Source organism: Mesorhizobium sp. WSM4871 (genome assembly GCF_055811295.1).
The window spans coordinates 216965-237188 of the sequence record NZ_JBVVPU010000004.1 but is presented as its reverse complement, the minus strand read 5'-3'; the positions used below and the strand labels follow the sequence as shown (position 1 = coordinate 237188).

Sequence of the window (20224 nt, the reverse complement as noted above, 5' to 3'; positions counted from 1 at the left end):
AACGATGACAAGCGAGAACAAGCCCTGGGAAGTCTATGTCATCGAGTTTGCCCGATCGCGGCAGCAGCCCTGGGTGGATCTCGTCGCCGGCATGTATGACGACGGCAAGGTCGACCTGCCCTTCTCCTTCGTCCTGCTGCGGCGCGGCGACCGCAACGTGCTGGTCGACACCGGTTTCATCCAGGAATCGAGCGACGCCTTCTCGCTGAAATTCGGCATCCCCTACTGGGTCTCGCCGGTTCGCATGCTGGCCGAGCTTGGCATCGGACCCAGCGCGATCACCGATATTTTCGTCACCCATGCGCATTTCGACCACATGGGATCGATCGCCGAGTTCCCGAACGCCAATCTCCACATCCAGAAAAGCGAGCTGCTGTCCTGGTATGAGGCGATCGCCTTGCCTCCCCGCTTCGGTTATCTGACCGCCATCATCGATCCCGATACGCTGCGCGCCGCCCTCGATGCATCGGTCGAACACCGCGTCTCGCTGATCGACGGCGACAAGGACGATGTGCTGCCGGGTATCCATGTCCGGCTGGGCAGCGGCCACACGATCGGACAGCAATTCGTCATCGTCCAGTCCGCGCGAGGCAGGCTGGTCATCTCCGGCGACTGCGTCTATTCGAGCCGGCAGATCACCGGGCACAGGCACGACGGCGTCTACGCGCCGCTCAACAATGCCGTCGGCAGCGTCTGGGAACAGTTGAAGACCATCGACCGCATCAACACCGAGATCGGCGGCGATCTTGGACAACTGATCATCCTGCACGACATAGAGCGGTGGAAGGGCCTGCCCATCGTGGCCGAGCTCGAAGGATTTCGTATCGTCAAGGCCGGATAGGTCTAGGTTGGATTCATAAGCCCGCAGCCGCTGGAGCGGCGCTGATCAGGCTGGTCGTGCCTCTTCGACATTGCGCGCGCTCCAATGGCGCAGTACGACGGGAATGGTCAGCATCAGGCCGAGTAGGGACGAATAGAGTTCGGGCGCCACCAGAAGCAGGGCGGCCAACACCAGCAACACGTTTTCCCACGGCCGGGTGCGCACGAGCAGGTAGCGCGACAGGGCCGCCCCCAGGCAGGTGATGCCGAGCACGCAGCCAAAGAAGGCCAGGAAGAAGTTTGGCCAGGTGAAATCTTTCGTCACCAGCAGAAGCGACGGCGAGAAGACAAAGACGAAGGGCACCAGCGCCTTGCCGAGCCCGAGCCGAAAGGCGGTGTTGCCGGTCTTGAACGGATCAGATCCCGCCATGCCGGCGGCAGCGTAGGCAGCCAGCGCAACCGGCGGCGTGATGTCGGCCAGCAGGCCGTAATAGAAGACGAAGAAGTGGGCGACAATCGGCTCGGTGCCGAGCATCACCAGTGCCGGCGCGGCAATCGTCACCATGATGATGTAGTTCGCCGTCGTAGGGATCCCGCAGCCCATGAGGATGCAGACCACGCCGGTCATGATCAGCGTGAACAAAAGGGTCAGCCCCTGCGTCGAGAAGATCGCCTCGGGGATGAAGGTGCCGAACAGGAGCGACAGGTGGCCTGCCGTCGAAGTGACAATGTAGGACAGCTTGAAGCCGACGCCGGTCAGGGTGACAACGCCGATGACGATGCCCACCGTGGCGGCGGCAGCGCCGACGGCGAGCGCATATTTAGCGCCGTCGCGCAGGCAGACCAGGATGTCGGCGACCGACATGCGCCGGCGCGGATTGAGAAGGCCAACGGCGATGCACAGGGTAATGCCCCAGAAGGCAGCCATGTAGGGCGTATAGCCCGCGAGAAGCACGGCAATCAGGACGACGAGCGGGATGATGGTCGGCCAGTCCCGTTTCAATGCCTCGACCACATCGGGCATCTCGTCCGGCCGAAGGCCGCGCAAGCCGGTGCGCTTGGCCTCGAAATGCACCTGCATGAACACGCCGAAGAAGTGCATGAAGGCCGGCACTATCGCTGCCAAGATGATAGTCGTGTAGGGCAGTTCGAGGAACTCGATCATCAGGAAGGCGGCGGCTCCCATGATCGGCGGCGTTACCTGCCCGCCGGTGGAAGAAGCCGCCTCCACCGCGGCGGCGAAATGCTTCTTGTAGCCGAGCCTGATCATCGCCGGGATGGTCAATGAGCCGACGGTGACGGTGTTGGCGACCGACGAGCCGGAGATCATGCCGAACAGGGCCGAGCCGAAGATCGATACCTTGGCCGGACCGCCTGCGTAGCGGCCGGCGACCCATGCCGCGCAGTCGAGAAAGAGCTGGCCGAGACCGATGCGGGTGGCGAAGACGCCGAACAGCACGAAGTGGAAAACATAGGTTGCGACGACGCCGAGTGCGATGCCGTAGATGCCTTGCGTCGTCAGGTAGAGGTGGTCGACGAGCTGGGAGACGGACGCGCCGGGATGCACCAGGATGCTCGGCATATACGGGCCGAACAGCGCATAGGACATGAAGACGATGGCGATGATGGGCAGCGGGATGCCGACGGACCGGCGCGTCGCCTCCAGGAGGAGCAGAATGAGGGTCAGGCCAAGCACGACGTCCGTCGTCGTTGGGTTGCCGACGCGGAAGGCAAGATCGTCGAGCGGGATCATCGGCACGTGCAGGACCGCCACCACCGCGGCAATCGCCAACAGCCAGTCGAAAACCGGTATGCCGAGCGGCCGCAGAAGGCTGGATTGCGCGGGCTGGTCGTAGCCCTTCTTCACCAATGGGAAGACGAGGAAGATCAGCGACAGCACCATCGATAGGTGGATGCCCCGGTGCAGCATCTCCTGCAGCAGGCCGAATCCAGCCGTGTAATAGTGAAACAGCGACAAGGCCACCAGAAGGGAGCCGACCAGCCACCCGGCGGCCCGGGTCAGCGGCCGGAACCGGATCTCGGAGTCGAATTTCTCCTCCAGTTCGCGAGCCTTTTCCTCGTCGAACTCCATGCCGGAGAGCCTGATCTTGTCGTCGTCGCTCATAGCCGGTTCCGCATCCTGAATCCCCAGACAAACGAGGCGGAAAGCACGCCTTCCGCCTCGTTGTCGTCAGTCTGTTGGTGGCCTCTTATTTCAGGACACCGACTTCCTTGTAGAATTTCTCCGCGCCGGGATGGAACGGAATGCCGGCACTGGTGACGGCGTTCTGGAGCGTGATCAGCTTGCCCTTAGCATGACCAGCCTGCAGCGCCTTTTGGGTTTCGTCGCTGTAGAGCGACTTGACGATCTTGTAGACGAGGTCATCGGTCTGCTTGGCGCTGGTCACCCATTGCGCGGCGACCGAAATGGTCTTGGTCTCGCCGACGTTCTTGTAGGTGCCTTCGGGCACGATATCGATGGAGAAGAACTTCTGCTCGGACAGGAGCTTGTCGGCCTCGGGGCCAGTGATCGGCACCAGGGTGATGTTGTTGGTGCTGGCAAGTTCGACGATGGCGCCGGTCGGATAGCCGCCGACGAAGAAATAAGCGTCCATGGCGCCGTCCTGCAACCGCTCGCCGGCCGGGCCGGGCTTGAGGTATTCCGGCTTCACGTCCTTTTCAGTCAGGCCATAGGCGCCGAGCACGAGGCGCGCATCGACGATGGTGCCGGAACCTGGCTCGTCGAGGGAGACGCGCTTGCCCTTCAGGTCCGCCACCGTCTTGATGCCGGCGTCGGCGCGCGCGACCAGATGGATGGTTTCGGGATAGAGCGTCGCGATGAGGCGCAGGTCCTCCACCCTGGGCTTGCCCTCATAGAGGCCAGTGCCCGATTGCGCCCAGTAGGCGACGTCGGATTGCGTGAAGCCTGATTCGGAGGCGCCCGACTGGATGGCGCTGATGTTGGCCACCGAGCCGTTGGAGGACGTGGCGCTGGCAACCAGGCCCTCGACGCCGGCCGGCCCCGTCGCCGAGATCGCGTTGGCGATCAGCCCGCCCACCGGATAGTAGGTGCCGGACGTGCCGCCGGTGCCGATACGGAAAAAAGCCTGCTGCGCGCGCGCCGGCGAAAGCCCCGCGCCCGCCAACGCCAAAGTACCCGCGCCGATGGAAAAGACGCGGCGGTTGATCGAAATAGTCATACTGCCTCCGGTCAAAGATCGGCAGGATGTTGCACCAACGCAAAGGTTGTCAACCTGCGCGCGATTTTTAACAGCGGATCGGTTGTCACTGGCGGCGGCCATCGCCCCATACGCGACCCTTCAGAGATCGTCTGGGCGAAGACAGCTCCTGGCGCTTTCACGACATGGTAACCCTCGTCAAGAACAAGCACCTTCAAATCGAAAAACAAACATCCATATGCGGCCATTCGTGCCGGTTTAGGAGCTCCCGACCCAGCCGAAAACCCCGCATCATCCTCCGTAAGATAACGCTCGGCGCGTTCGGGGATCAGGTCCACGCCCATTCCGGGCCTGTCGATCACCGCGCCATGCCGTCCCCGACGATAGGATCGGGCAGACCTTCGGCGATATCGCTCCACCATTCGCTATTGCGTTCGAAGCGGGGGAGAACTTGTTCCACCGGCCGCTCTCTCATAAACATCGCACATGCTCGAAAGCGAACCGCCCAGAAGCCTTTATCGCGAAACCGCCGGCGGCAGCGTCAACTACCCGGCCCTGGCCGGTGCGCAGCGGGCGAGGATCGCCATTGTCGGCGGCGGCTTCACAGGGCTTTCGACGGCCCTGCATCTGGCGGAGGCCGGCGAGGACGTCGCCGTGCTCGAAGCCCGCCAGCCGGGCTGGGGCGCCTCGGGCCGCAACGGCGGCCAGGTCAATCCCGGCCTCAAATACGATCCTGACACCATAGAGGCGATGTTCGGCCCGGATCTCGGGCCGCGCATGGTCGACTTCTCCTATGGTGCGCCCGACTTCACTTTCGATCTCATCAAGCGCCTGTCGATCGCCTGCGACATCAGGCAGAACGGCACCATACGTGCCGCCGTCCGCCTGAAGCCGGCCGGCGCCGTACAGGCCACGGCCGAGCAGTGCGAGCGGCGAGGCATGCCGGTCGCCATTCTGGACGCAAAGGCGATGGCGGCGCGGACCGGCACGGACAGATACATGTCGGGCATGTTCGACGCCCGCGGCGGCGATCTCCATCCCTTGAAATATGCCCTTGGTCTGGCCGCCGCGGCGCAGAATGCCGGCGCGCGGATCTTCGGCGACAGCGAGGTCCTCTCGCTCGGCAGGGAAGCCGGACGGTGGCTCCTCAAGACCGCAAGCGGCTCTCTCAGCGCCGAGAAGGTTCTGATCGCGACCAATGGCTATACCGGCACGCTCTGGCCGGGCCTGGAGCAATCCCTCGTTCCGGTGTTCAGCGCCATCGCCGCGACCGAACCGCTGCCGTCCCCGGTTGCCGCGGCAATCCTTCCCGAAAGGCAGGTCGTCTATGAGGCCGGCAACATCACGGTCTACTACCGGATCGATACGCAGAACCGCCTCCTGATGGGCGGCAGGGGGCCGATGCGGCCGATCGAGAATGCGTCCGCCATCCGCTACCTCACCGATTACGCGCGCCAGCTCTGGCCAGCGCTTGCCGGAGCACGCTGGACACATGGCTGGAACGGTCGGGTCGCGATCACCAGGGATCACCTCTTGCATGTGCACGAGCCGGAAGCTGGCATGCTGATCTGCCTCGGCTACAACGGCCGAGGCGTCGCCATGGCCTCGGCGATGGGCAATGCCCTGGCGCAGCGTCTTCGCGGCGACGAGACCGCTCCCTTCCCGATGCCGATATCGCAGGTGAGGAGGATCCGGTTCCACCGGTTCTGGCCGGTGGGCGTGAAGGCGGCGATCCTGTCGGGACGGCTGAAGGACCGGTTTGGCCTTTGACGCGGTGAGTGCCGACGGCTCCTATCGGGTCATCACGCATCAACTTGACTCCTTGTATGGACAAGCTACCATCTGTTGCCGCTCTGGCCGTGACGCGCAAGGCGCGAACCAACAAGGGGTTTGATGCAAATGGGACTGAAGACTCTGCTGACCGCCGCCGTCGTCACGGCGGGAATGATCACCTCGGCGTTCGCCGCCGACAAGAAATACACGATCGGCTACGACAATTACTTCATGGGCAACAGCTGGTCGGTCCAGCTCGCCGCCGAGTTCAAGGCCGAGGCCGAAAAGGACAAGGACCGTGTCAACGTCGTCTATGTGGAATCCGCCGGCGACACGCAGAAGCAGATCACCAACATCGAGGATCTGATCACCAAGAAGGTCGACGCCATCATCACCACGCCGACCTCGCCGACGGCGCTCATTCCGACCCTGAAGAAGGCGCGCGCGGCGGGTATCAAGGTCGTGCTGCTCGCCTCGACCATCAAATCGCAGGATTACGACGCGCTGGTCACCGTCGACGACATCGCCTTCGGCAAGGCCGGCGCCGAATGGCTGGTCAAGCAGATGGGCGGCAAGGGCAACATCATCGCCCTCAACGGCATCGCCGGCATTTCGGTCAGCGACGACCGCTACAAAGGCGCCAAGGAGGTGTTCGATGCCAATCCGGGCATCAAGATCCTGGGCGCCGTCGACGCCTCGTGGGATTACGCCCAAGGCAAGCAGGCGGTCTCCAACCTGCTCGCCGCCAATCCGCAGATCGAGGGCGTGTGGTCGCAGGGCGGCGCCATGACGCTCGGCGCCATCGATGCGTTCGAAGCGGCGCAGCGTCCGCTGGTGCCGATGACCGGCGAAGACAACAATGGCTACCTAAAGCGCTGGCAGGCGCTGAAGGACAAGGGCTTCGCGTCGATCGCCACCTCCAAGCCGACCTGGCTCGGTTCGGAAGCGCTGCGCATCACGCTCGATCTGCTGGATGGCAAGAGCGCGACCAGGGACACCGTGCTGCCGGTGCCGACGATCACCGCCGACGACCTCGGCAAATATGTGAAGGCGGACCTGTCCGATTCGTTCTGGGCCAATACCCGTCTTACCGACGAGCAGGTCAAGGCGATCTTCGCAAACTGAAGGTCGTTCCCAGATCACTCCAAGCGAGATCGTTCTAAGGTAATCGATGATCGAGATCGTCACCCCTGCACTGAAGCCAATGCCGGCCGAGTTCCCGCGGCTGGCAGTGGCGCAGGTGTCGAAAGCCTTCGGCGCCAACAAGGTGCTGCGGGACGTGTCCTTCTCCGTTCGCGCTGGCGAGATCGTTTCGCTCGTCGGCGAGAATGGAGCGGGCAAATCGACGCTGATGCACATTTGCGCCGGCAGTTTTCCCGCCGACGGCGGCGCGATGGCGCTCGACGGCGTGGCTTTCCGCCCCGCCTCGCCCAAGGCCGCGCGCCGGGCGGGAGTGGCCTTGGCCCTGCAGGAGACTTCGATCCTGCCGGACCTCTCGGTCGGTGAGAACCTGTTCTTCGGCGACGAGCCGCGCAATGGTCTGGGGTTCATCCGGCAAAAACGCCTGCACGAGGCGGCGGATGCGCAATTTGCAGAGATGGGCTTTGCCCTGAAGTCCACTCGCATGGGCAGCGAACTCAGCGCCGCGGAGCGGCAGATGGTCGAGATTGCCAAGGCAATACGGCTGAAACCGCGCCTGCTGATCCTTGATGAGCCGACGGCCTCGCTCTCCTCGCACGAGACCGAACTAGTACTGGCCGCCATGGCGCGGCTCAAGGCGCAAGGCAGCGCGGTGATTTTCATTTCGCACCGGCTCGACGAAGTAATGGAAGCAGCCGACCATGCGGTCGTGCTCAAGGATGGCGCGCTGACGCTGGACGCCGAGCGCGGCGCCTTCAGTCGCGACGACCTGATCCGTGCCATGGTTGGCCGCACGCTGGCCGATATCTTCCCGGCGCGGCCCGCCGACCTTGCGGCCTCGCCGGTGCGTTTGTCCGTGACCAATGCCGCGGCTGCCGGGCTGAAGCCGCTCAGCTTCTCGCTACGAGCCGGAGAGGTCGTCGGTTTCGCCGGGCTCGAGGGCCAGGGCCAGCGGCCGCTGGCGCGGGCGCTGTCGGGCATCACGCCGTTCCATGGCGGCGAGATCGCTATCGACGGCGCGCCGATCAGGCTGACCAGCGTGGCAAGAGGCATTGCCGCGGGCATCGCCTCCATTCCCGACGACCGCAAGCATGAGGGCCTCGCGCTCGACCTGCCGATCCGCATGAATGTCAGCCTTTTTGCCCTGTCGCGGCGCAGCAGCTGGGGCTGGCTCGCCCATGCGCTCGAGCGGCGCTTCGCCGAAACGGCCCGCCAGCGCTTCGCCATCCGCTCGACCGGCATCGACCAGCCGGTCCGGCAGCTCTCGGGCGGCAACCAGCAGAAAGTGGTGTTTGCCCGCTGGCTCGCCGAAACGCCGAAAGTGCTGGTGCTCTACGAACCGACCAAGGGCGTCGATGTCGGCGCCAAGACCGAAATCTACCGGCTGATCGGCGATCTCACCGCGGCGGGCGTTGCCGTGGTGCTGATCAGCGCCGACATGCTTGAGCTGATCGGCCTCAGCGACCGCATCCACGTGCTGTTCGAAGGCGCCGTGACAGGCACGCTGGCCCGGCCGGAATTTTCGGAGGAAGCAATCATGCGGCTCGCCGCCGGTCCGGAGGGCGTATTGAACCATGCAGCCTAGAGGATCGGTCTGCCCCAATCTGATGCTCGGCCTGCCGGCGCTGCTGCTGGCGGTGGCGATCGGCGCGATCGCCACCACCTGGTCGGGCGACTTCATGTCCGCCGGCAATCTCGGCAATCTCGTCAACCGCGTGCTCCCGCTCGCCATCGCAGCCCTTGGTGAGGCGGTGGTGCTGTTTGCCGGCCGCATAGATTTGTCGGTCGGCTCGGTCATCAGCCTTTCGACAGCGATCCTCGGCGTCACCTCGGCGCAGCTCGGCTGGCTCAGCATCCCGCTGGTCATCCTGGCAGGGCTCGCCTGCGGCGCCTTCAACGCCGCCGGCGTCATCTTGCTGCGCATCAATCCGCTGATCATGACGCTCGCGACATCGGCGGTGGTGAAAGGCATCGCCTTGCTGCTGCTTCCCTCGCCGGGCGGCGAAGTCGACTACGGCTTCTACGATGCCTTCTACGGCCAGGATCAATTCTTCGGCTGGCCGCTGCTTTTGATCGCGGTTGCATTCGCCGCCACCTTCGCGATCTTCGGCTTCACCCGCTTCGGGCGGTCGATCTATGCGCTGGGCTCCGACGGCCGTGCCGCCTTCGCCAACGGCGTCAACGTGCCTGGCATCGATCTCTCGGTGTTCCTGATTTCGGGCGGGCTCGCTGCCGTCGCCGGTCTCGCAGTGGGCATCAAGATCCTCTCCGGTGACCCGCTCATCGGCGATTCCTTCACGCTCGATGCCATCGCGGCGGCGGTGCTGGGTGGTGTGGCGTTGCAAGGCGGACGCGGCAGTGTCTTCGGCGTCCTTGCCGGGGCGATCGCGCTGGTGCTGATCGGCAATGCCTTCAACCTTCTGGAGCTCAACACCAATCTGCAGCAGATCGCCAAGGGGCTGATCTTCGTGGCGGCGCTGATGCTTTTCATGCGCGGCAGATCGCGGAGCCCGGCATGACGGCCGCAACCTATCTGGACCGCCTCCGGCCGGCCGGCGCCAGCCTGCGCGCCATGGCGTTGTTGCTGCTGCTGCTTGCCGCATTCTTCATCTCGACGCGCGGCTTCTCGTCCATCCTGCTGCTCGACAACATCCGGCAGGCAGCACCACTCGGCGTCGTTGTCGCGGGACAGGCATTGGTGCTGATGATGGGCCGGCTCGACCTTTCGGTCGGAGCAACCGCCTCGATGGCCAACATCGTCCTGTGCTCGATCTTCAACAGCGACATGGCCAATCTGGTGCCGGCTGTGGCGGCGACCCTTGCCGCCGGCGCGCTCGTCGGCCTCGCCAATGGCATCATGTCGACCAAGCTTCGCATCCCGGCGTTTCTGGCGACGCTCGCCAGTTCGCTGATCATCGCCGGGCTGGTGGTATTCTTCACCAATGGCTCGCCGCGCGGCGCGGTGCCGCCCGCTTTCCGGGTCATCACCGAGGGCTGGCTCTTTGGCATCGCTCCCTACTCCGCCCTCATCTGGCTGGTGTTGCTGGTCGCTCTGCTGCTGCTCGTCCATTTCACCATGCTCGGCCGCAAGATGATCCTGTCAGGCGCCAATGTGGTCGCTGCCCGGCACAGCGGCATTCCTTCGGATGGACTGATCATCCTGTCTTTTGTGCTGTGCAGTGTGCTCGCCTCGATCGGCGGCATCCTGCTGTCGGCGATCACCGGCATGGCCAGCATCGGCGTCGGCAACAACTTCACGCTGGATTCGATCGCGGCCGCGGTCATCGGCGGCGCGCTGTTCGCCGGCGGGGTCTTCCTGCCGCTCGGCGCCATGGCCGGCGCGCTGATCCTGTTCTTCGTCCAAAGCCTGCTCTATGTGCTGGCCTTGCCGCCAGCCGCCAAATTCATCGTCCAGGGTCTCATCATCATCCTGGCGCTCGCGCTTGCGAACCTCAAACAGGAGCGATCCCAATGAGCTTCATCCGCACCCTGACCGGCGACATCGATCCCGACCAGCTCGGCGTGACCTATGCGCACGATCATCTCTTCTGCATCCCGCCGCTGTGGAAGGAGAAGAAGATCGACGACTTCATGATCGACGACGTCGAGGCCTCGATCAAGGACGTCGAACTCTTCGTCAAGGCCGGCGGCCAGGCTGTCTACGACGCCACCGCCATCGACTACGGACGCGATCCCGTGGCGCTGAAGACCATCTCCGAGCGCACCGGCATCAAGATCATCGCCACCGCCGGTTTCAACAAGGCGGTGATGTGGCCCGGACAGATGCAGGGCCAGAACATGACGTTCCAGATGTGGATCGACGCCCACAGCCGCGCCGAGATCCGCGACCACATCGCCAGCGAAATCACCGCCGGCCTCGACGGCACCGATATCCGCGGCGGCGTGGTGAAATTCGGCACCGGCTACAACACCATCAGCGATGCCGAGGACAAGGTGCTGCGCGCCACGCTTGACGCGCATAAGCAAACCAATGCCCCGATCCATTCGCACACCGAGCTTGGCACGCTGATCCTGGAGCAACTGGCCATCGTCAAGGCGGAGGGCGTGGACCCGAGCCGCCTCACCATCGCCCATGTCGACCGCAATCCCGATCCATGGGTGCACGCCAAGGCAGCCGAGACCGGTGTCTACATGTGCTTCGACGGCATTTCCCGCATCAAATACCACCCCGAGAGCGTGCTCATCGACTGCATCCTCAAGCTGGTCAAACGCGGTTACGAGAAGCAGGTGATGATCGGCGGCGACATCGCCCGCCGCACCATGTATCGCAACTATGGCGAGGGCGGGCTCGGGCTGGGCTATATCCTCGAAAGCTGGGTGCCACGTTTCATCGAGGAGGCTGGCGAGGCCGGCTTCGACGGCAAGGCGCTCATCCACACCTTCATGGTCGAAAATCCCAAGCGGGCTTTCGCCTTCAGAACCTGAGGCCCGATTTGTACCTCGAAGACGCCGAACTGGAACGCCTCAACGATGCGCAAGCGCGCGCGCTGCTTTTAAAGAAGCCCGTGCTGCTGTTGCCCATCGGCGCGGTCGAGGCGCATGGCGACCATCTGCCGGCGGGCACCGACAATTATCTGGCGCGCCGGCTGGCGACCGCCCTCATCGAGCGCATCGCCGGCGCGACGCCGGTGATGCTGTTGCCGCTCTTGCCGTTCGGCCAGGTCTGGTCGCTGTCGGACGCGCCCGGCTCGTTTTCAATCTCCAATGAAACGGTGTCGCGCACGGTCTCGGAAATCGGCCTGTCCATGCTGGAAAAAGGGCTGTCGAGCCTTGCCGTGATCAACGCGCATTACGGCAACGTGACGGCGCTGCGCGAGGCGCAACGGCAGCTCAAGGACAAGGGCGTGACCGTCGCCATCTTCAACTACCCGGGTGCCGCCGAGCCCACGAGAACCGTCCGAGAAAGGCCGGCGGCGCATCCCTCCTACATGCATGCCTGCGAGATCGAGACCTCCTACATGCTGCATCTGGCGCCGGAACTGGTGCGGATGGACGAGGCGATCGTCAATTATCCCGATTTTCCCGCCGATTTCGGCGAGGTGGCCTATCGCTGGAGCGAATTCTCGGCAAGCCCGGTGCTCGGCGACGCCACCGCCGCCACCGGCGAAAAAGGCAGGATAATCCTCGACGCGGTCATTAACCGGATGGCTGAACTGGTCGCGGACCTCTATTCTCGGCAAACAGGATCCCGATCGGTTGGGGAAACATCATCTTGAAAGCCGACGCCAGCGCGGTGCGCGATCATCGCCCGATTTACATCCAGGTGGCTGAAAGCCTGCGTGCGCGCATCCTGTCGGGTTATTATGAGGATCGCCTCGACGGCGAATTGAAGCTCGTCGAGGAATGGGAGGTGAGCCGCCGCACGATCCAGCAGGCGATCGACATCCTCGTGCGCGAGGGCCTGCTGCGGCGCCAGCAGGGCACCGGCACCTTCATCAACAAAAGCGGCGTCGCCAAGCACTATCGGGCGATCACATCGATCACCGACGGCGTGCGGGCACAAGGCCTGGCGGCCGACTACCGCATTCTTGCCAGTGCGCCCGAGCCGGCATCGCCAGCCGCCAGGGCGTTTTTCGCCCTTGCCGAGGGTGCTTCGGTCTACCGCCACACACGCTTGGTGCTTGCCGACCGCAAGCCGGTCGCGGTCGCCGACACGCTGCTCAATCTGGAACGGCTCAGGGGTCTCGAACTCTCTCACCTCGCTCAAGGCCTCTACGAGGCGTTGCGCCAGGGTTTTGGCCGCACCATCGTTCATGCGGAAGACCGCTACCGGCCCGCAATCGCCGACGCGCAGACGGCCCGGCTGCTGGAGCTTGGCGAGCCGGCAGCCATCTACATCGCGGAACGCCGCGCTTTCGACCAGTCGGGCGCGCCGATCGAACTGTCGACCATTTCTCTCGTGCCGGTCGCGCTGGAGATCTCTATTTCCCAGGTCGGCGCCGATTGGCCGGGTGCGGCGCAGCCTGCCGGAGAGCCATGGAACTACCGGGTGGGTTTCGGCAATTTCGCCGGTTGAGCTTTCCGCCTTATCTATTTGTTTTAGAATAGGATTGTCCAGGGATCTGGATCCGATGCCCTATCACCGATAAACCGGCGCCACTCGATCCAGCATGGCCTCGCAAGCGACCTGATAGCGTCGATAACCCTCCTCGTAGGCGGCGCGCAGGGCGGGATCGGGATCATGTCGCCGCGACAGGCTGAAGGTCTCGCGGCAGGCCTGCCTGATGTCGCCGTACCAGCCGATCGCCACCGCGGCCAGCAGCGCCGCGCCCTTGGCGCCGAACTCGCTTCCCTCGGGCACTTCCACCGGCACGCCGGTCACATCGGCGATCATCTGTGTCCAGAAGGGACTGCGCGCCGCACCGCCGACGAGGCGGATCGCCGAGATCGGCTGCTCGATGCGGTCGTAGCAATCGCGGATCGCATAGGCGAGCCCTTCATAGACGGCGCGGATCAGATCCCCTCGCCCGTGGCTGGGATTGAGGCCGACAAAGCCGGCGCGGGCGCCGGCCTCGAGCCGCGGCGCGATGATGCCGATATGGCTGAGATACGGCACATAGCACACGCCCCCGGCACCGGCCGGGCTGCTCGCCGCCAGCGAAGCCAGTTGCTCATAGGCATCAGGCCGCCCCAGCAAATCCGGACAGAGCGCGCTCAGGCTCCAGTCCAGGTTGGTCGTCCCGGCGACATTGACCATCGTCTTGATCCAGAGGTCGCCGGGAATGGTGAAGAGTATGCCCATGTCGCGAGGGCTGAACACCGGAGCATCGGAAACCACCCCGTTGAGACAGGTCGTTCCAACGACCGAGCAGGCAATGCCGGGCTCTGCCGCACCGGCGCCCAGCACACAGGCGGGCAGGTCGCCGGCGCCGATCGCGACGGGCGTTCCGGGCGCGAGCCCGGTGGCAAGGGCAGCCTCCACGCCGAGAACGCCGGCGCGCTCGCTCGAACGCCGCACCGGCGGCAGGAGGTGGGCGTGACGCTCGATGCCGAAGAGTTGCAGGAGCTCGGGATTGAAGGCACGCCGCGCGGCACTTCCCGGCGCGATCGCGGCGTCGGTCTCGTCGGTGGCGATAGTGCCGGTCAGCCGCATGCGGATGAAATCCTTGGCCGTCAGGATCACCGAAGCCCGCGCTACCGACCGTGGCTCATTTTCGGCAAGCCATGCCAGGACCGGCAAGGTGCAGCCAAGCTGCATGACTTGCCCGGAACTGTCGAAAAGCTGCGACATCAGGGACGGATTCGCCGCGCTCAGCCGGTCGACCAGTTCCTGTGCCCTGCCGTCGTTCCACAGGATTCCCGGCCGCACGACCTGCTGGTCCGCGCTCACCAGCCAGCCGCCGATCATGACGCCTGAAATGGCGAGTGCGGAGACCGCAGTTGGCGGAACTTTGGCCGCTGCCATCAACTCGCGGCATGCAGTGCAAGCCGCGTCGAAAAGCTCGTCCGGCTCCATCTCGTACCAGCCGGCATGCGGCGAAAGGACGGCCGTGCGCCGCGAGGTCGCCGCCAATTCGCGACCGGCCCGGTCGAACAGGGCGGCCTTCGTCACCGATGTTCCGACATCCAGTCCAATGATGTATTGATGGTCCATGGAAGATCACTTGTCTCTTTGAGTGAACAAGTAGACATGCCGCTCACCGCGAGTGCCGTCAAGCGAGTTCGCCAGGCCGAATTCCTGTCCGACAGACCTGCGCGCCAGAACTCATACGGAACTGGTCATCCCGCCATCGACATAGACGATCTGGCCGGTCACGAAACTCGACGCATTGGAAGCCAGGAAGATCGCCGCGCCGCCCAGTTCATCCACCTCGCCCCATCTGGCCAACGGCGTCCGGCCGACCAGCCAGCGCGAGAACTCGGCATCTTTCACCAGCGCCTCGTTCAGATCCGTCCGGAAATAGCCGGGCGCCAAACCATTGACCCGGATGCCATGCGGGCCAAGTTCCGCCGCAAGGCCTTTGGTCAGCATCTTCATTGCGCCCTTCGATGCGGTGTACGGCACGATCGAGGGACGCCCGAGTTCGCTCTGCACCGAGCAGATATTGATGATCGAACCCTGCTTGCGGCCCATCATCGACCGGACAACCGGTTGGGTGAGATAGAACGCGCTGTAAAGGTTTGTTCGCATCAATTTGTCGAACATCTTGGCCGGAAAGTCGGCGAAGGGCGCCCGGTGCTGCATGCCGGCATTGTTGACGAGGATGTCGATCGGCTTGAAGTCCGCTTCGAGCCTAGCGATTTCGCGCTCGACATCCTCGGCTACGGTGACATCGAAAGTGGAACCGATCGCCTCGATTCCCGACGCTTTCAGCGATCCCGCGGCTTTCTGAACCTGACCTTCGTCACGCCCATTGATGATGACGGCGGCGCCCGCCTTGCCGAGGGCTTGGGCAAGCGCCAGGCCGATGCCCCGGCTCGATCCCGAAATGAAGGCGGTTTTGCCGGCAAGGCCGAACAGGTCCGATAGGTCTGTCAAAGCGTCTTTCCCAAAATAGCGGCCACCGTCGGGCGGTCAAAAATTACACAGTTGAGCCTTCGCGTCGGCTCTTGTCGGCGGCCAGATCGAAGCCCGCCACGCATCGTAGGCGCTGACGACCGCCGTCAGCAATGGCGGAACGTCAACAAGGCCGCGGCCGTTTCTGTCAACTGCGCGGCGCAGCGGGCGCTTCCCATCTGGGGAACAGGAACGCTGCTTGCGAGTTCAAGTTGAGGAATCCGCGCAACATACATGGCGCGGCCGCATGAAGGAGAGGAAAATATGGGCCTTGGAACCATTCTCATCATCATTCTGATACTTGCGCTGCTGGGCGGTTTTTCCGGCTTGGGCGGCGGGCCTTTTTACGGAACCGGCTACTATGGCGGCGGCGGTCTGGGGCTCGTCTTGCTCATCGTCATCATTCTGGTCGTCCTCGGGCGAATCTAGCCTACCGGCTGAGACCGGCTTGCCCGCCGTTCCGCAAGGAGCGGCGGGCTGTTGCTGAAAACCGGAGGCGTCGATGAAGCGCAAACTTGACCTGAGGGGCGGACGACCCGTCTGGGTCTCCTACCGCGCGCCATCGGTGCCGACGGGAAAACTGACACGGGATGTAAAGACCGACGTGCTGGTCGTCGGCATGGGAGTCAGCGGCGCCATGGCGGCCGAGGCGCTGACGCGCGCCGGCCACTCGGTGGTCTGTATCGACCGGCGCGGACCGCTGAAGGGATCGACCTCGGCAACGACGGCCTTGGTAAGTTTCGAGCTTGACCAACCCCTGACGAAACTTGCGACGATCAAAAACAAGGCCGATGCCGAGCAGGCATGGCGGCGCTCGCGCCTGGCGGTGATTAATCTGAGCGGACGGATTGCCGAACTCGGCATCGATTGCAGCCTGACCAGTTTGCCTTCGCTTTATCTTGCCGGCAATCTGCTCGATCCGACCGAACTGCAGGCCGAGGCAGAGGCCCGCCGACAGGCTGGAATCGCCGCATCCTACCTGACCCGCCAGGCTCTCACGGAAAAGTTCGGCATCCATCGCGCCGGCGCCATTTTCAGCCATGGCAATCTTGCGCTCGACCCGCGCAAGCTCACCGCGGGCCTGCTGCTCAAATCACTGGCGCGCAAGGCGCGCTTCTATGCGCCGGTCGAGGCGACAGCCATCGAACACAGTCGTGGCCAGGTCACCGTCGGCACCAACCTTGGACCGATCATCACGGCGCGGCATCTGGTGTTGGCGACGGGTTACGAACTGACCGATCTCATCCCGGCGGCCAGGCACCGCATAGTTTCGACCTGGGCGATCGCCACGCGGCGGCAACAAAAAGCGATCTGGACGGACGCAGCTCTGATCTGGGAGGCATCGGATCCTTACCTCTATGTCAGGGCAACGGCCGACGGCCGCGTCATCTGCGGCGGCGAGGACGAGGAGTTCACCGACGAGGCGCATCGCGATGGGTCGATCGCCGACAAGGCCAAACGGCTGGCGGCAAAACTGGCCAGCCTCTTTCCGAACCTCGACGTCAGCCCCGAATTTGCCTGGGCCGGCTCCTTCGGCACCACGACCTCGGGGCTGCCTTATATCGGTGCCCTGCCTGGCCATCCGCGCGTTCATGCCGTGATGGGCTATGGCGGCAACGGCATCACCTTCTCGCAGATCGCTTCGGAGATCGTTGCGTCGGCGATTGATGGAGGCGACGATACGGACGCAGGACTGTTTGCATTCGCTCGCTCCTGACGCGGTCTTGCACGGCGTCAGCAACAAGGAGGCGATCTCGCACCGAGGCGCCCTTGCACTCACCGGAATGCATTCTCCCTCATCTATTGGAGGAACCATCGCTCCCGCCTGAGGTTCTTCCATATCGGGAGGACCATGCGATGGACGACGACAAGCAGAACCAGAACAGGCGTGAAAAGACTGCTCTGGCGCGCGCCTTGGCGGCGGAGACCGGCATTACCCTTGATCAGGCGCAGGATCTGATCGCGATGATCGGCGCCGATTGCAATTCGCTGCTGCGCGAGGCGCGAATATTGAGGAAGCGATCCGGTCAGTCGCTTTCGTGAGTTCCGAGTGCTCCTACTGCAACTGTCCCTGGTGAGAATCGACTTGCGCGCCCTCGTCCTTGAGACCGCCATTCGCGGTCACTACCTGACCATTGTTGGGAAGTGACACATTCGTCTCCATAAGGACGGTCAAGCCATCGAATTCCATGGGCGCCCCATAGAATTGGGCCGCCTGCATGACGAGATGTTCGATATCCTCAAGAGCGATGTTTTCAGCGAGATTGCGCCGTCTCACCTTCTCCGCGATTAAGGCCACATTGATGATGCCTCGCGAGTGCAACGCGGCCAGAACCTGGACACTCACGTCCTCTCGCAGTCGAACTGAATAGTCATAGCGCATGGAAAACTTCCTTCCAGGAACTGTTTCCCTCATCCCTTAAGGATGCACCTCAGGCGTACGAATGACAAGAAAAAATCTCATATATTTTCTTATAAAATCAATTAGTTAGCATAGCTCGCCGATTGTGCCGTCCACGCTTGACGCTCATCGTTTGCCTTGCGCGTAAATCACTTCACATCCCCTCTTGACGTATCTTGAGACGATTACTAACTCCACTGTAGATGAGGCACTTACTAACTCGTCTCCTTGTTGTGTTGGAGGGACTGACATGGCCGATCTGGAACGACCTGAACGATTGCAGGTCATGCTGACCGCCGAGGAACTCGCCGCGCTTGAGAACTGGCGTTTTGAAAAGCGCATGCCAAGCAGGTCTGCGGCGGTCAGAGAGCTGTTGCGTCGCGGTCTTGCGGCGGAAGGATTCTTGACGGCGGCGCAAGGCGCCAAGTCTCAGGACTTTGGAATTCTCCCCGATTCCGAAGTATCTCCCGGATCTGGCGATGGTTAGGAGCCGTACGGCCGACACGAGTCACCTCCGACCCTAAAAACGGGCCGCAAGGCAACCTGAGGCTGTTAGATGCGTTGGTCTGCAAAGCCACGCCGGAGCCCCTGATGTCACTGACAGCCTTCGCCCTCAACTGCAGCCTCAAAATGCCAAACGACGAGGAGAGCTCGTCGACCGACAGATTGCTGGCCGATCTCCTTGCGGCTTTGGTGCCGCATGGCGTCAAAGGCGAAATCGTGCGTGCGCTCGAGCACGACATCAAACCGGGCGTCCTGTCCGACATGGGCAAGGGCGATGGCTGGCCGCAATTGCGAGAGAAGATCGTCGCCGCCGATATCTTCGTGCTGGGGCTGCCGATCTGGATGGGTCAGCCTTCAAGCGTGGCCAAGCGCGTGATGGAGCGGATGGACGCCTTCCTTTCCGAGACAGACGACAAGGGTCGCATGCCGGCGGCCGGCAAAGTGGCTCTGGTGGCTATCGTCGGCAACGAGGATGGCGCCCATCATTGCCATGCTGAATGCTTTCAGGCGCTGAACGATGTCGGTTTCACCATCCCGGCAAATGGCGGCGTCTATTGGGTCGGTGAAGCGATGGGCAGCGTCAACTATGTCGACCTGCCGGGCACACCGGAGAAGGTCGTCGAGATGATCGACATGGCAGCCTCGAACGCTGCTCATCTGGCGAAAGTGCTGAGCGCCGGGAACTACCCCGGCGTTCCGCACTGACCATACCGGCACCAGCAGCCGGCCTTTCAAATTATGTCCAGGATGACAGGACCGCCTCCATCTCCACCGTCTCGACCTGCTGCGCGAACCGTTGGTGATAGACCGTTAACAACGCATCATGCGTAGCGTCCGACGAGCTGCAGAGCGCGTCCGTGACGAGCACCACGCGGTAGCCGAAATCGATGGCTCCGAGCACGGTGGCCAGCACGCACACATCGGTCTCGCCGCCGGTGATCACTAAAGTATCGACCTGCCGTTGCAAGAGAAGGCGCCTGAGCTCGCCTTCGAACCAGGGAGAATAGATGTGCTTGTCGATGACGACAGCAGGAGGACAGTGCCGCGCCAGTTGAGGCAGCAGGTCGATCATTTCCGGGTCGAGCCTTTCCAGGGTCATGGATGCCCAGCGTTCATAGTAACGCTTCCACGTACCCACACCCTGCCCTGTCCTCTGTGCCGGCAGGAAGCGGGTAAAGATAGTCTGCGTTGCGCGTCGTTCGACAAGGCTTTCGATAAGCGGCAGGACACGCGTTATCCAGGGCGTCGCCCACGCCGAAGGTTCCGCGAACAAGCGTTGCATGTCGACGCAAAGGTGCGCGCAGTTATTGCCCAAAGGGCCATATGCCAGCCCCGGCGTCGACATCAGGACATCGACAATCGCAACGTCATTTCACGAGCGGCATCGGTTTGGCGCAATCGATCGATATCGGTCCCGTTGTCCATAAGTTCAACCTGTGAACGTTTACCAACAAACGCAGAGCACGACACCTCGTTCCCCCGAGGGTCCGGAACCGTCAACATCGTCGCGCGTTGCTCACCTCGAAACTGAAAGACACATTGTGGGACAAGGATGACCTGCAGCGCTATCCCGGGAAGCACCACGTTCGAGCTGGCAGGGCGCTCCTGCCGAACCAAGTGATCACGGGCTTGGTTGGTGGATGTCTCTGCGGAAACATCCGCTTTCGCGTCGAAACGGTATTGCGTGTTCACTACTGTCACTGTGACATGTGTCGGCGAGCGACCGGCAGCGCGTTCGCGGTCTTGGCATGGGTGGCTTCGGAAGGTCTGTCGTGGGACAGCGCGGAACCGTCCTATCGCCGATCGTCGCCGATCGCCCGGAGAGGCTTCTGCAGTGCTTGTGGCTCTCCGCTCTGCCTTGCCTACGATGCATCGCCCCAGGAGATCGCC

21 protein-coding genes and 1 pseudogene are annotated in these 20224 nt (G+C 63.2%); 15 read left to right on the top strand and 7 right to left on the bottom strand.

Annotated features, from left to right (window positions below; genetic code table 11):
* Window positions 1-4 precede the first annotated feature (4 nt).
* Window positions 5-841: an N-acyl homoserine lactonase family protein gene (locus tag AC0L2H_RS10420; RefSeq protein ID WP_473590111.1), complete on the top strand. Its 837-nt coding sequence runs from the start codon at window positions 5-7 to the stop codon at window positions 839-841.
* Between the two features lie 45 nt (window positions 842-886).
* Here AC0L2H_RS10420 and AC0L2H_RS10415 read toward each other — a convergent pair whose 3' ends face one another.
* From AC0L2H_RS10415 to AC0L2H_RS10405, 3 genes are all read right to left on the bottom strand, one after another.
* Window positions 887-2944, bottom strand: a complete 2058-nt coding sequence (locus AC0L2H_RS10415) for a TRAP transporter permease (RefSeq protein WP_473590110.1) — start codon at window positions 2942-2944, stop codon at window positions 887-889.
* An 85-nt stretch (window positions 2945-3029) separates the two neighbouring features.
* The gene (locus tag AC0L2H_RS10410; protein ID WP_473590109.1) at window positions 3030-4019 is read right to left on the bottom strand and encodes a TAXI family TRAP transporter solute-binding subunit; all 990 of its coding nucleotides are present in this window, start codon (window positions 4017-4019) and stop codon (window positions 3030-3032) included.
* 11 nt (window positions 4020-4030) lie between these two features.
* Window positions 4031-4336 carry a hypothetical protein gene (locus AC0L2H_RS10405; RefSeq protein ID WP_473590108.1) on the bottom strand — a complete coding sequence of 102 codons (306 nt, stop codon included), beginning with the start codon at window positions 4334-4336 and terminating at the stop codon, window positions 4031-4033.
* Window positions 4337-4484: 148 nt separating this feature from the next.
* On the opposite strand from AC0L2H_RS10405, the gene AC0L2H_RS10400 reads away from it, so the two are divergent.
* The 8 genes from AC0L2H_RS10400 (at window position 4485) to AC0L2H_RS10365 (ending at window position 12948) form a co-directional block, all read left to right on the top strand.
* Window positions 4485-5768, top strand: a complete 1284-nt coding sequence (locus AC0L2H_RS10400) for an NAD(P)/FAD-dependent oxidoreductase (protein WP_473590107.1) — start codon at window positions 4485-4487, stop codon at window positions 5766-5768.
* A gap of 129 nt (window positions 5769-5897) precedes the next feature.
* On the top strand, window positions 5898-6896 hold the full coding sequence (locus tag AC0L2H_RS10395; RefSeq protein ID WP_473590106.1) for a substrate-binding domain-containing protein: 999 nt from the start codon (window positions 5898-5900) through the stop codon (window positions 6894-6896).
* Window positions 6897-6942: 46 nt separating this feature from the next.
* The gene (locus AC0L2H_RS10390) at window positions 6943-8496 is read left to right on the top strand and encodes a sugar ABC transporter ATP-binding protein (RefSeq protein ID WP_473590105.1); all 1554 of its coding nucleotides are present in this window, start codon (window positions 6943-6945) and stop codon (window positions 8494-8496) included.
* Window positions 8486-9430 carry an ABC transporter permease gene (locus AC0L2H_RS10385; protein ID WP_473590104.1) on the top strand — a complete coding sequence of 315 codons (945 nt, stop codon included), beginning with the start codon at window positions 8486-8488 and terminating at the stop codon, window positions 9428-9430. The genes AC0L2H_RS10390 and AC0L2H_RS10385 overlap by 11 nt, the downstream gene beginning before the upstream one ends.
* Window positions 9427-10386 (top strand): ABC transporter permease, encoded by a 960-nt coding sequence (locus AC0L2H_RS10380; RefSeq protein ID WP_473590103.1) that lies wholly within the window; start codon window positions 9427-9429, stop codon window positions 10384-10386. Before AC0L2H_RS10385 ends, AC0L2H_RS10380 begins: the two co-directional genes overlap by 4 nt.
* Complete coding sequence (locus AC0L2H_RS10375) at window positions 10383-11357, top strand: phosphotriesterase family protein (protein ID WP_473590102.1); 975 nt, start codon at window positions 10383-10385, stop codon at window positions 11355-11357. The genes AC0L2H_RS10380 and AC0L2H_RS10375 overlap by 4 nt, the downstream gene beginning before the upstream one ends.
* A gap of 8 nt (window positions 11358-11365) precedes the next feature.
* Entirely contained in the window at window positions 11366-12148 is a 783-nt protein-coding gene (locus AC0L2H_RS10370) for a creatininase family protein (protein WP_473590101.1), read from the top strand.
* Window positions 12145-12948 carry a GntR family transcriptional regulator gene (locus tag AC0L2H_RS10365; protein ID WP_473590100.1) on the top strand — a complete coding sequence of 268 codons (804 nt, stop codon included), beginning with the start codon at window positions 12145-12147 and terminating at the stop codon, window positions 12946-12948. The genes AC0L2H_RS10370 and AC0L2H_RS10365 overlap by 4 nt, the downstream gene beginning before the upstream one ends.
* Before the next feature lie 63 nt (window positions 12949-13011).
* Here AC0L2H_RS10365 and AC0L2H_RS10360 read toward each other — a convergent pair whose 3' ends face one another.
* On the bottom strand, window positions 13012-14526 hold the full coding sequence (locus tag AC0L2H_RS10360) for an FGGY-family carbohydrate kinase (protein ID WP_473590099.1): 1515 nt from the start codon (window positions 14524-14526) through the stop codon (window positions 13012-13014).
* Between the two features lie 111 nt (window positions 14527-14637).
* Window positions 14638-15411 (bottom strand): glucose 1-dehydrogenase, encoded by a 774-nt coding sequence (locus AC0L2H_RS10355; RefSeq protein WP_473590098.1) that lies wholly within the window; start codon window positions 15409-15411, stop codon window positions 14638-14640.
* 282 nt (window positions 15412-15693) lie between these two features.
* Here AC0L2H_RS10355 and AC0L2H_RS10350 point away from each other — a divergent pair, with 282 nt between their 5' ends.
* The 3 genes from AC0L2H_RS10350 (at window position 15694) to AC0L2H_RS10340 (ending at window position 17472) form a co-directional block, all read left to right on the top strand.
* Window positions 15694-15858 carry a DUF3309 family protein gene (locus tag AC0L2H_RS10350; protein WP_023768317.1) on the top strand — a complete coding sequence of 55 codons (165 nt, stop codon included), beginning with the start codon at window positions 15694-15696 and terminating at the stop codon, window positions 15856-15858.
* A gap of 73 nt (window positions 15859-15931) precedes the next feature.
* Window positions 15932-17146 (top strand): NAD(P)/FAD-dependent oxidoreductase, encoded by a 1215-nt coding sequence (locus tag AC0L2H_RS10345; protein ID WP_473590097.1) that lies wholly within the window; start codon window positions 15932-15934, stop codon window positions 17144-17146.
* Between the two features lie 140 nt (window positions 17147-17286).
* The gene (locus AC0L2H_RS10340) at window positions 17287-17472 is read left to right on the top strand and encodes a hypothetical protein (protein WP_473590096.1); all 186 of its coding nucleotides are present in this window, start codon (window positions 17287-17289) and stop codon (window positions 17470-17472) included.
* A gap of 13 nt (window positions 17473-17485) precedes the next feature.
* Here the strand turns inward: AC0L2H_RS10340 and AC0L2H_RS10335 are convergent, their stop codons facing one another.
* Window positions 17486-17812 (bottom strand): hypothetical protein, encoded by a 327-nt coding sequence (locus tag AC0L2H_RS10335; RefSeq protein WP_473590095.1) that lies wholly within the window; start codon window positions 17810-17812, stop codon window positions 17486-17488.
* Between the two features lie 268 nt (window positions 17813-18080).
* Here AC0L2H_RS10335 and AC0L2H_RS10330 point away from each other — a divergent pair, with 268 nt between their 5' ends.
* Complete coding sequence (locus AC0L2H_RS10330; protein ID WP_473590094.1) at window positions 18081-18317, top strand: hypothetical protein; 237 nt, start codon at window positions 18081-18083, stop codon at window positions 18315-18317.
* 104 nt (window positions 18318-18421) lie between these two features.
* On the top strand, window positions 18422-19039 hold the full coding sequence (locus tag AC0L2H_RS10325) for a flavodoxin family protein (protein ID WP_473590093.1): 618 nt from the start codon (window positions 18422-18424) through the stop codon (window positions 19037-19039).
* Window positions 19040-19070: 31 nt separating this feature from the next.
* On the opposite strand, the gene AC0L2H_RS10320 is transcribed toward AC0L2H_RS10325, so the two are convergent.
* Window positions 19071-19679 (bottom strand): cysteine hydrolase family protein, encoded by a 609-nt coding sequence (locus AC0L2H_RS10320; protein ID WP_473590092.1) that lies wholly within the window; start codon window positions 19677-19679, stop codon window positions 19071-19073.
* 272 nt (window positions 19680-19951) lie between these two features.
* On the opposite strand from AC0L2H_RS10320, the pseudogene AC0L2H_RS10315 reads away from it, so the two are divergent.
* Window positions 19952-20212: pseudogene (locus AC0L2H_RS10315) on the top strand (GFA family protein); the annotation flags it as partial.
* Between the last annotated feature and the right edge of the window lie 12 nt (window positions 20213-20224).